The following is a 9,622-nucleotide window of genomic DNA, read 5'->3' as shown; positions in this document are numbered from 1 at the left end:
GGGATCGGCCTGACCATCTCCAAAGCACTGGTCGAAGCCCACGGCGGGTCCCTCACCGCCACCTCCCCCGGCCCCGGACACGGCGCGGTGTTCACCATGGAGCTGCCCACCTGTCACCGCGTGGGTTCCCCGGCAGCAGAGGTCACCGGATGACCCACTTGCTTTATACCCCCATGGGGTATATACCCTAGAGCGGTAGGGATCCCTTGGGTCCCTGCGGTATCGCATAACCCGAGCGAAGGAACTCCAGATGACCCCCGAGACCCCTCAGCCGCTGCCGATGGCCTCCACCGGCTGCGCCTGCTGCACCCCGGCCTCCGACCAGACGGCTCCCGCCGCCGAAGCGGCCCCCTCGGCCGGCACGTCCGCCACGTATCAGGTGGAGGGCATGACCTGCGGCCACTGCGCGACCAGCGTCACCGAGGAGATCACCGCCCTGGAGGGTGTGACCGATGTGCGCATCGACCTGGTGGCCGGTGGCCTCTCCACTGTGACTGTGAGCGGTATGGCAACCCCGGAGGCCGTGCAGGCCGCGGTCGAGGCGGCCGGTTACGCCGTCGTCGCGGCCTGAGTAACCCCACCGCCGTACCGACCAGCCAACCATCTTCGCGGAAGGAGCATCATGAGCACCCCGCATCATGACCACGGCCACCCGCACGCCGACCCCGACGCCGTGCAACCCATGGACCACAGCGGCCACGCCGGTCACGGGCAGCACGGCGATGCCGATACCCACGGGCAGGCCATGCCGCACGGGCACGCCCACTCCGCCCTCGACGAGGACCACACCGTCCACACCCACGGCGAACATGCCGGGCACTCCACGGCGATGTTCAAGAACAAGTTCTGGTTCTCCTTGGTGCTGGCGGTCCCGGTGGTGGTGTTCAGCCCCATGGTCGGGCACCTGCTGGGCTACCACATCCCCGAGTTCCCCGGGTCGGCTTGGATCGCTCCGGTGCTGGGCACGGTCATCTACTTCTACGGCGGGATGCCGTTCCTCAAGGGCGGACTCACCGAGCTCAAGAGCCGGCAGCCGGGGATGATGCTGCTGATCAGCATGGCCATCACGGTCGCGTTCGTGGCCTCCTGGGTGACCACCCTGGGGATCGGCGGATTCGAGCTGGACTTCTGGTGGGAGCTGGCGCTGCTGGTGGTGATCATGCTGCTGGGGCACTGGATGGAGATGCGGGCGCTGGGGGCGGCCTCCTCCGCCCTGGACGCCCTGGCGGAACTGCTGCCCGACGAGGCCGAGAAGATCGTGAACGGCGAGACCATCACCGTGCCGATCGCCGAGCTGGCGATCGGGGATGTGGTCCTGGTCCGATCCGGGGCTCGGGTTCCGGCCGACGGGCAGATCGTCGACGGCGCCGCGGAGTTCGACGAGTCCATGATCACCGGCGAGTCCCAGCCCGTCTCCCGGGGGCCCGGGGAGACGGTGGTGGCGGGGACCGTGGCCACCGACAACGCGGTCCGGGTCCGCGTCGACGCGGTGGGCGAGAACACGGCCCTGGCCGGGATCCAGCGGATGGTCGCCGACGCCCAGGCCTCCTCCTCCCGCGCCCAGGCCCTGGCCGACCGGGCCGCCGCGTGGCTGTTCTGGTTCGCCCTGGCCGCCGGCGTGCTCACCGCCATCACCTGGACCCTGCTGGGCAGCCCCGACGACGCCGTGGTCCGTACCGTCACGGTGCTCGTGATCGCCTGCCCCCACGCCCTAGGCCTGGCCATCCCGTTGGTGATCGCGATCTCCACCGAGCGCGCCGCGAAGGCCGGGGTGCTGATCAAGGACCGGATGGCCCTGGAGCGGATGCGCACCATCGACGTGGTGCTCTTCGACAAGACCGGCACGCTGACCGAGGGCGCGCACGCCGTTACCGGTGCTACGCCGGTGCCCGGCACCTCCGAGGCCGAGCTGCTCGCCGTGGCGGCGGCCGCCGAGGCCGACAGCGAGCACCCCGTGGCCCGGGCGATCGTGACCGCCGCCGCCCGCAGCGCCGAAGCACAACGGCTGGGCCTGCGCGGCACCGGCTTCACCGCGGCCGCCGGCCGCGGTGTGAAGGCCACCGTCGACGGGGCCGAGATCGTCGTGGGCGGGCCGAACATGCTGCGCGAGTTGGCTCTCGACACGCCCGCTCCGCTACGCGCCACCGTGACCGAGTGGACCAACCGCGGCGCCGGTGTGCTCCACGTCGTCCGGGACGGGCGGATCATCGGCGCCCTGGCTTTGGAGGACAAGGTGCGCCCCGAGTCCCGCGCCGCCGTGGCGGCGCTGCAGAAGCGCGGGGTGAAGGTCGCGATGATCACCGGCGACGCCCGGCAGGTCGCCGAGGCGGTCGGGGCGGATCTGGGCATCGACGAGGTCTTCGCCGAGGTCCTGCCCCAGGACAAGGACACCAAGGTCACCGAGCTGCAGTCCCGCGGGATGACGGTGGCGATGGTCGGCGACGGGGTCAACGACGCCCCCGCCCTGGCCCGGGCCGAGGTCGGGATCGCCATCGGCGCTGGCACCGACGTGGCCATGGAGTCCGCCGGGGTGGTGCTGGCCGGCAACGACCCCCGCTCGGTACTGTCCATGATCGAGCTGTCCCGGGCCAGCTACCGGAAGATGATCCAGAACCTGGCCTGGGCCACCGGCTACAACGTCATCGCGGTGCCCCTGGCCGCCGGTGTGCTCGCCCCGGTCGGGATCGTACTGTCCCCGGCCGTGGGGGCGGTGCTGATGTCGGTCTCCACCATCGTGGTGGCACTCAACGCCCAGCTGCTGCGCCGGCTCGACCTGGACCCCGCCCACCTGTCCACCACCAGCACCGAGGACCGCCGGCCCGCCGAACAACCCGCGACCGTCCCCACCTCCTGAGCCACCCTTTCCCCAACCCCTCAACAACAAGAGAAGGACACACTGTGAAGCGTTCCACCACCCTCATCACCCTCGCCCTGGCCTCGGCTCTGGCCCTGGCCGGCTGCGGCACCAACGGCGAGGAGAACACCGGGGCGGCCTCCGAGGCCGCTACGTCTGCAGCGGCAGGTGCCGGAAGCACCGAGACCACCGGCACGACCGCCCCCTCTGGCTCCTCCTCCGCCCAGGAAATCTCGGAGGAGCACAACGACGCCGACACGATGTTCGCCCAGATGATGATCCCCCACCACCAGCAGGCCGTGCAGATGAGCGAGATGATGCTGGCCAAGGACAACGTGGATCCGCAAATCCAGGAGCTGGCCAACAAGATCGTCGCCGCCCAGGGCCCGGAGATCGACCGCCTGGAACAGATGCTCCAGACCTGGGGTGAGCCCACCTCAGCGGCGGCCGGGGACATGGGCCACGAGTCCATGGGTCACGACTCCGACTCCGGTTCGGGCATGGAGGGCATGATGACCGAGGAAGACATGGATCAGCTCCAGGCCGCCGAAGGGGATGAGGCCGCCGAGCTGTTTTTGACCCAGATGACCGAACACCACCGCGGGGCCATCGACATGGCCAAGGAAGAGGTCACCAATGGGCAGAACTCGCAGGCCATCGCGATGGCCCAGAAAGTGATCGATGACCAGGAAGCCGAGATCCAGGAAATGGACGGCTTGCTCCAGCAGCTCCAGAGCTAGTGCGTTGACCGGTTGGGTCGGCCGGGTTTGGACTGGTGGCATGGCTGAACGTGTGAAGGTGCGTCGGTTGACGCCGGCGGAGGGCCAGCGGTTGCAGCGGATCGTACGCCGCGGGGAGTTTCACCTGAGCGCCATCAAGGGGCCACCGCTGGGGCCACCACACCACCGCGGCGGCCTGAAACACCGCCGACCTACCCGGTCACCGCACTAGCACCTGCTGTTGGGTGGCCCCCCACCACCAGGCACGAGTCCTTCCCGCAGTCAGCCTGAGCCACCGCAGGTCACCGGCCCGGAGGGGCCCCACCCGAATGCGTGGGGCCCCTCCGGGCCGGTGACCACTGATTCCCACGCGCCGGATGCCCGTGGGCCCCCGGCGCGCGGGGCCCGGGACCGGGCCTCAGCCGTGGCCGGCGAGCCAGGTGCGGAAGTCGGCGACCTGAGCCTGCTGAGTGGTGATCCCGGCGGTGGAGGCCACCCGCAGTTCGGCGTGCGGTGCCCGGGCCTGGGGCTCGAGGAACTCGATGATTCCGCTGGAGTGGTGCGGAATCATCTTCTGCACGAAGGCGACGTCGAAGCCTTCACCGGCTTCCACCGCCAGCAATTCCTCGTGCATCATCTGCATCTCCTCCTCCATGGTCGCCATCTCCTGGCGGGCCTCCTCCGGGGCCTGGGCCTTGGCTTCGTCCGGGGTCAGTCCGTACCACTGATCCAGCCACCGGGTGAACTGCTCGATCTGGTGCTGCTGGTCGGCGACGATGTTCTCCGCATGCGTGCGGATGTCGGGACTGGTGCCGCGCTCCAGCTCCAGTTCGGCCATCTCGATGGCGCCCTGGTGGTGGCCGATGATCTCGGCCAGGAAAGTGATCTCCAGTTCCTCGCCTTCGAGGCCGGCCAGGGTCTCGCCGAACTCGTAGGCGGTCGGGGAGGTGGGCTCGGGCTGGAGAGTCTCGGTCTGGGTATGGGCAGAGACCGGGGTGGCCTCCCAGCGGGCGAAGGCCGGGGCGGTCGCCCCGCCCAGCAAGGCGGTGGCGACGGCGATAGTGGCGGCCACCGTGGGGCGGCCACGGAATGGGGTGGAACCCATGATGATGTCTCTCTTCCACGACGAGGGAGCTCGACCCTGAGATGCCGGCTCGGTGATCACCCCGCCGCCGGGGCGGGAACGATCCGCGCGGGCGGGGCTGTGCTCAATGAGATACGGGGGGAAGAAAGAACCCCCGCCTCCGGAGGTGCCCGGTCAACGGATCAGATTCCTCTTTCACCGACGGAGGCCCATCCACGGCCTCCGTGGGTCAGCGTCGGCCTCCAGAAGAGGCCCGGTTTCCGTGGAGGAACTTCTCCCCAGGTGATCAGTCACCCGGGGCATCACCCGGGCGGTGGGTGTGTCATGGCGTCGCCCGACTTGTGCAGCTCGGGCTTGCTCCGCGGCCTCGCTCCCAGCCAGCCCCGGAGCTTCTCACCGCCGTCCGCCACCCGGGTGATGGGTCCGCGGGGGCAGGCTCAGCCCAGGGCGGCGACCAGCTCGGCGCAGGTGGCCTCGCAGCGCCGACAGGCCTCCGCGCAGATCCGGCAGTGCTCGTGCATCGAGGCGTGCTTCTCGCACTCGCCCGCGCAGGCCTTACAGGCCATCTGGCAGGCCCGGATCGCATCCAGGGTGATGTTCGCGTCGTAGCCGGTGTGCCGGGAGAGCACCCGCCCGGTGGCCTCGCACAGATCCGCGCAGTCCAAGTTGGTGCGGATGCACTTGGTCAGCTCCGCGACCATGTCCTCGGACAGGCACGCGTCGGCGCAGGCGGTACAGGTCTGGGCGCACTGGAAACAGGCCTCGATGCAGGCGGCTAGCTTCTCCTCGTCCACCCCGCCCAGGTCCTTCGGGTAGGTCTCCAGCATCGACGTCACATGATGAGTCATGGCTTGCTCCTTCGTCGGTTCGGCCGAGGAGACGAACCGGCCGGAGCCAATCCGCCATACAACCGACAGCAAACTGCGGATCTGGCCGGATGAAGCACTTACTCCTTGAAGATTCCGTGAAGAAATCCCGAGAGCGAGGCGCGCGCCACGCCACGCATCCATTTCCTTTTGTGAAAGATGCATAGGAACCATGAAGATCTCATGAAGAAATCTCTCTCGCGCCGCCGGAAGAGAACGACTTCCTGAAAATAGCCTGGATGATTTCCTATCCTTTTCTTACCAATCCCTGTGAGGCGGCAGGGGCTGGCAGCTGCGCTCTTGCACCCCTCTGACGGAGCCGCAGGTACAGGAGGGCCTGGGCGCACACCGCGTAAATCCGCTAGTCGCCGTCAGATATGCACCTCTTCGGCAGCAATGTGCTGGGGCGCGAGTAGAAGGCGGCCGCCGCCTCGGCGGTCACTCCCGAGCGTCTCTCCGTCCCGCTCGGCGGTGAAACAAGGGGGGAGGAGCGGCCGTAACCGTAACGTGACTTTTCCGTTATCTGTTCGCTACTGTCCTCTGCGTGCCGATCGCCGATCCGGTTGGCATCCCCGGGTACATCGCCGAATTCTGCCGGTGCCCGGGGTCCGCTGAAAAGACATCGCTTGGCAGAAGCGGGGGAACCATACACGGTCCCGCCCTTGGGGCCTGGGGGTTAAGCCGGCCGGACGCGCGCGTCCGCCCGGCCGGGTGTCTCCCACCCGCATCCGACAGCTCACCTCGCAGGCAAAGGGAGGAATCCACTCATGCCCATGTTCCAGCGCCGTACTGCTCGCCACCGCGCCCAGACCCCGTCCCGCCTCGTTCGCCGCACCACTCTCGCAGCCGCCGCTGGTGCGACGGTGCTTGGCTCGGTGGCACCCGCCCAGGCCTACGCCGAGCTACCGACCCCCTCGAACACCGCCTCCTCCACCCCCGCCCCCGTGGTGGCGACCCTGGCCTCGTCCCCCGCCGCGGCCCCGATCGTCCCGGCAGCCACCCCGGCCCCTGGGGCGCAGGCGGCCTCGACGCCGCAGATGGCCTCGGCCTCGGATGTTTCCGTCCAGTCCACCGACACTACTGCTGTCTCCACTTCCGGGAGCGGGCTCGTGGGCACCGCCATGCAGGGTGTGGGCGGTGGTTACGTCTGGGGTGGTACCGCCTTCGGCGCCTGGGACTGCTCCGGGTTCACCCAGTGGGTCTACGCCCAGAACGGCATCGAGATCCCCCGCACCAGCCAGGCCCAGTGGGCGGCTGGTACCCCGACCGCCAACCCCCAGCCCGGTGACCTTGTCGTCCAGAACGGTGGCGGCCACATCGGGGTCTACCTGGGCGGCGGCAAGATGATCTCCGCGCTGAATCCGACCCAGGGCACCTTCGTCCACGACGTCAACGCCATGCCCGTGGTCGGCTACGTCACCTTCCGCTGACCCACACCACTGGATGCCTTGGGCATCCACCCAGGGGCTCCCGGAGAAGCCGCCCCCGTGCTGTGGGGGCCCTGTCAACGACAGGGCCCCCACAGCACGGGATCTCATCCCGCAGTCCAGGCCTGGTTGCCAACGCAGGTCACCGCGTAGCTGGCTTCTGGGCAACAAAGCGTAGAATCCGCCCACCGAAGGACAACCGGAGGGCGAGGAGCTCCAGGCCGACCTGGTCGAGAACTGGTTTGAAGGCTCCGGGGTCGATGAGTCGGTGGGGAGAGCGATCGGCCCGGTGCACCAAGGAGGCCATCCGTGAGGCAAGCAGGTCGTATCCCACCAATGCCCCGCCCGGCCGCAAAACCCGGGACCCCTCGACCACCGCGTGTTCCCACTCGATGACGTGGTGGAGCATCAGGAAGCTCACAACCGTGTCAAATGACTCGTCCTCGAAGGGCAGGCGGGTGGCGTCGGCCTGACAGGCCTCAGCATGGGGGAATCTGACAAGGCATTGCTGCGCAACCTCAACCATCACCGGGTCGGCGTTGGTCGTAGTGAGCCGCACCCAAGGGTTGGCTTGGACGATCGCTTCGGCCATCGCCCCGCTGCCCCCGCCGATTTCCAGCACGTTCTCGGTGACGGGGAAGCCTTGGGTCGCCCAGGGGACCATTCGCCGGGCCAAAAGACTCCATGGCGCACTGCGGCAGCACGAAGCTTCTAGAGCGGACATCCTCGGCATGGACTCCCCCTCCCGGTGCATCCGGATCGTGTGCGCCGAGCCTAGTTCCACGATCGACAGCAGTGAACCGGCTCGGCAAGGACGAGGCGACCTCGCTATGCACACCGCCCGGGGTGGGCGCGGCCGCTGATTCGAGGAAGCTAGGTCCCTGGCCTCCGGACCCCCACCCATGCCCCCTCACGCGGGGTCAGCAATGATGTCGCCTCCGGCGGCTATACCTGCTCTCATGGGCAGGGATCAGATCTCCAAGCACAGGGAACATCGCAAGAACGAACATCGCGACATACCAACACGCCCCGTGGGGCGCTCGGCGTGATCGCCCTGGTGGACGTGAACAACTGCTACGTGTCCTGCGAACGTCTTTTCGACCCGTCCCTGCTCGGCAAGCCCACTGTGGTGCTGAGCAACAACGACGGGTGTGTGGTCGCCCGCTCCGCCGAAGCCAAGGCCCTGGGGATCCAGATGGGAGATCCGTGGTTCAAGATCGCCGCCGATGCCCGCCGGTGGGGCTTGCAGCGCAGATCCTCGAACTACCCGCTCTACGCCGATCTCTCCCAACGCACCATGGCTCTGCTGGACCGCTACGCCCAGGCACAGGAGATCTACTCGATCGACGAGTGCTTCCTGACCCCTCCCCCCGGGCACACACGCGAGCTGCTGGCCTGGGGCCGGGAGCTGCAGCGGGTGGTAGCGCGCAACGTAGGGCTGCCCGTCAGCGTGGGCATCGCCCCCACCAAGACCCTGGCCAAGCTGGCCACCGAAGCGGCCAAGAAGATCCCCGCCACCGGGGGCGTGGTGCACTGGGAGAACACCCCGCCGGGCTTCTGGGGCCGGCTTATGGGCACCCTGCCAGTGACCGAGGTGTGGGGGGTGGCCGCGCGCACCGCCCGCCGCCTGGCAGCCCAGGGGACCACCACCGTCGCCGAGCTGCGCGACGCTGACCCGGTACGGATCCGCGATCGGTTCTCCGTGGTGCTGATGCGCACCGCGCTCGAGCTCAACGCGGTGCCGGCGATCCCCGTGGAAGAAGAGACCGCCACCAAGCAGCAGATCCTGGTCTCCCGCTCCTTCCCCGAACCAATCCTCGACCCTGCCCTGATCGCAGAGGCGGTGGCCGATTTCGCCCAGCGGGCCGCGCGCCGGCTGCGCAAGGAGGACCAGGAAGCCGCGCGTCTGACGGTCTTCGCCGCCACCTCACCCCACCGCCCAGGCCCTGACCACCACCCCAACGCTCATGTAAGGCTGCCTGCTCCGACACACGAGCCCGGGGCGCTGGCCGCTACGGCCCGCAGGGCCCTGGAGCCGCACCTGGTGCACGGGATCCCGTACATGCGCGCCGGGGTGATGTGCCTGGAGCTCACCGACACCGGTGCTGCCGCGCCCCTGCCCGGTACCGCCCCCACCACAGCGCCCATCGGGTCCCTGATCGACGCCGTCAACACCCGGTTCGGCACCGGCACGGTCGGCTTGGGACGATCCGCGACCAGCACCCCCAAGCCCTGGGACAACCACCAGGCAGCCCTCTCCCCCGGCTACACCACCGACTGGAACGCCTTGCGCACCGTCAGCTGATTCCTGTTTTTGGCCTGCCTGGCGACACACCAGCGGCGGTTTGTGTACGAATGCGGAATCATGGGGCATACTTTGTCACATGACTGACAAGGGGGCGCGCCGCATACCTCGCGCCTTGGGGCCTATGGTTCCCCTCGTCATCCAGATCCCGCAGGAAGTGGAAACCGCCATCCGCTCCGCTGCGGCGCAGGACGACGTGAGCATGTCATGGTGGATCGTCGCTCAAGCAGCACGGAGCCTCGATCTACCCCAATACGAATACCCGCCCGCACATGACTGAAGGCGGCCCCCCGCCAGGGACCGCCTTCAAAGTCTCGAACACCGTTCCAGCGACCAAACTTTCGCGGTGTTCCGATAGCAACGAAAG

General features: G+C 68.4%; 9 protein-coding genes and 1 riboswitch. Of the genes, 6 read left to right on the top strand and 3 right to left on the bottom strand.

Annotated features, from left to right (window positions below; all coding sequences use genetic code 11):
* The 4 genes from RF637_RS05240 to RF637_RS05225 all read left to right on the top strand — a co-directional run.
* A partial coding sequence (locus RF637_RS05240; RefSeq protein WP_368844316.1) for an ATP-binding protein occupies positions 1-153 on the top strand: 153 nt, incomplete at its 5' end.
* A gap of 97 nt (positions 154-250) precedes the next feature.
* Positions 251-571, top strand: coding sequence for a heavy-metal-associated domain-containing protein (locus tag RF637_RS05235; RefSeq protein ID WP_144829070.1), 321 nt, complete (start codon positions 251-253; stop codon positions 569-571).
* A 51-nt stretch (positions 572-622) separates the two neighbouring features.
* Positions 623-2,854, top strand: a complete 2,232-nt coding sequence (locus tag RF637_RS05230; RefSeq protein ID WP_239321851.1) for a copper-translocating P-type ATPase — start codon at positions 623-625, stop codon at positions 2,852-2,854.
* A gap of 44 nt (positions 2,855-2,898) precedes the next feature.
* Positions 2,899-3,594 (top strand): DUF305 domain-containing protein, encoded by a 696-nt coding sequence (locus tag RF637_RS05225; protein ID WP_144829063.1) that lies wholly within the window; start codon positions 2,899-2,901, stop codon positions 3,592-3,594.
* Positions 3,595-3,991: 397 nt separating this feature from the next.
* Here RF637_RS05225 and RF637_RS05220 read toward each other — a convergent pair whose 3' ends face one another.
* Entirely contained in the window at positions 3,992-4,678 is a 687-nt protein-coding gene (locus RF637_RS05220) for a DUF305 domain-containing protein (protein ID WP_239321849.1), read from the bottom strand.
* A gap of 416 nt (positions 4,679-5,094) precedes the next feature.
* Complete coding sequence (locus RF637_RS05215; RefSeq protein ID WP_368844309.1) at positions 5,095-5,505, bottom strand: four-helix bundle copper-binding protein; 411 nt, start codon at positions 5,503-5,505, stop codon at positions 5,095-5,097.
* A 590-nt stretch (positions 5,506-6,095) separates the two neighbouring features.
* Positions 6,096-6,285, top strand: a riboswitch (cyclic di-AMP (ydaO/yuaA leader).
* 5 nt (positions 6,286-6,290) lie between these two features.
* On the opposite strand from RF637_RS05215, the gene RF637_RS05210 reads away from it, so the two are divergent.
* Complete coding sequence (locus tag RF637_RS05210; RefSeq protein WP_186317164.1) at positions 6,291-6,953, top strand: C40 family peptidase; 663 nt, start codon at positions 6,291-6,293, stop codon at positions 6,951-6,953.
* 139 nt (positions 6,954-7,092) lie between these two features.
* Here RF637_RS05210 and RF637_RS05205 read toward each other — a convergent pair whose 3' ends face one another.
* The gene (locus RF637_RS05205; RefSeq protein WP_145008052.1) at positions 7,093-7,614 is read right to left on the bottom strand and encodes a class I SAM-dependent methyltransferase; all 522 of its coding nucleotides are present in this window, start codon (positions 7,612-7,614) and stop codon (positions 7,093-7,095) included.
* A gap of 381 nt (positions 7,615-7,995) precedes the next feature.
* Between RF637_RS05205 and RF637_RS05200 the strand changes: the two genes are divergently transcribed.
* Positions 7,996-9,255 (top strand): Y-family DNA polymerase, encoded by a 1,260-nt coding sequence (locus RF637_RS05200; RefSeq protein WP_131333818.1) that lies wholly within the window; start codon positions 7,996-7,998, stop codon positions 9,253-9,255.
* The last annotated feature ends 367 nt before the right edge of the window (positions 9,256-9,622 follow it).

This window comes from Kocuria sp. CPCC 204721, assembly GCF_040980945.1.
Taxonomy (GTDB): Bacteria; Actinomycetota; Actinomycetes; order Actinomycetales; family Micrococcaceae; genus Kocuria; species Kocuria marina.
This window is presented reverse-complemented; position numbering and strand designations above follow the sequence as displayed.

Bases quoted from the DNA above. Each gene is read 5' to 3' on its own strand.
- RF637_RS05215 (WP_368844309.1), bottom strand. From the start codon at position 5,505: ATGACTCATCATGTGACGTCGATGCTGGAGACCTACCCGAAGGACCTG.
- RF637_RS05210 (WP_186317164.1), top strand. From the start codon at position 6,291: ATGCCCATGTTCCAGCGCCGTACTGCTCGCCACCGCGCCCAGACCCCG.
- RF637_RS05230 (WP_239321851.1), top strand. From the start codon at position 623: ATGAGCACCCCGCATCATGACCACGGCCACCCGCACGCCGACCCCGAC.
- RF637_RS05220 (WP_239321849.1), bottom strand. From the start codon at position 4,678: ATGGGTTCCACCCCATTCCGTGGCCGCCCCACGGTGGCCGCCACTATC.
- RF637_RS05235 (WP_144829070.1), top strand. From the start codon at position 251: ATGACCCCCGAGACCCCTCAGCCGCTGCCGATGGCCTCCACCGGCTGC.
- RF637_RS05205 (WP_145008052.1), bottom strand. From the start codon at position 7,614: ATGGTCCCCTGGGCGACCCAAGGCTTCCCCGTCACCGAGAACGTGCTG.